The sequence below is a fragment of the Delftia sp. ZNC0008 genome, assembly GCF_000799035.1.
Taxonomy (GTDB): Bacteria; Pseudomonadota; Gammaproteobacteria; order Burkholderiales; family Burkholderiaceae_C; genus Comamonas; species Comamonas tsuruhatensis.
This window is the reverse complement of sequence record NZ_JTKZ01000787.1, coordinates 1-905: the sequence shown is the minus strand read 5'-3', so window position 1 is coordinate 905 and position 905 is coordinate 1. Positions and strand designations below refer to the sequence as shown.

The 905-nt window shown below is 74.3% G+C and carries 1 protein-coding gene; it reads right to left on the bottom strand.

The features are described from left to right. Positions 1-151 precede the first annotated feature (151 nt). A partial coding sequence (locus L995_RS25380) for a FecCD family ABC transporter permease (RefSeq protein ID WP_047474108.1) occupies positions 152-905 on the bottom strand: 754 nt, incomplete at its 5' end.

The following is a 905-nucleotide window of genomic DNA, read 5'->3' as shown; positions in this document are numbered from 1 at the left end:
GACTTGCCTGCGCCATTGGGTCCCACCAGGGCCACGGCGCCGCAGGCGGGCAGCTGCAGCGAGACGGCGTCGAGCACGCTGCGGCCACGGTGGCGCAGCGTGAGGGACCGGGCCTGTAGGCGTGGCACGGCGTCGTCCATGGCTTGATCGTTCATGCGGACCTCAGCCTGCGCGCCAGCAGCACGATGAAGAAGGGCCCGCCGGCCACGGCCGTGACCAGGCCCAGCGGGATTTCGGCCGGCGGCAGCACGCTGCGCGCAATCGCATCGGCCAGCGTGACGATGATGGCGCCCGTGAGCGCCGACGCCGGCAGGGCCGCGCGGTGCAGCGGTCCCGCCATCCAGCGCGCAATGTGCGGCGCAGCCAGGCCCACGAAGGCCACCAGCCCGCCATAGGCCACGGCCACGGCCACCACCAGCGAGCCGGCCAGCACGGCCAGCGGCGTGAAGCGCGCCACATCCAGGCCGAAGCCCTGGGCAGCATCGGCACCCAGGCCCAGCAGGTCCAGCCCGCGCGCCAGCGCCATGGCCCCGGCCAGGCAGGCCAGGGAGGCGCCGGCCAGCAGGCCCAGGCCGCTCCAGGACGGCGTCTGTATGCCGCCCAGCACCCAGCTGAGCACCACCTGCAGGCTCACCGTCTCATCGGACAGCGCCAGCATCAGGAACGAGCGCAGCGCGCCCAGCACGGCCGCCAGCGCCACGCCGGCCAGCAGCATGCCGGCCGCATCGGTGGCACCGGCCACGCGCGAGACGGCCAGCACCAGCACGGTCGAACCCCAGGCGCCCGCAAAGGCCAGCACGGGCAGCGTCCAGGCCTGGGACAGGCCGAACAATAGATGCATGGGAACCAGCAGGGCGACCGTCGCCCCCAGCGCCGCGCCGCCCGAGGCGCCCAGCAGATAGGGC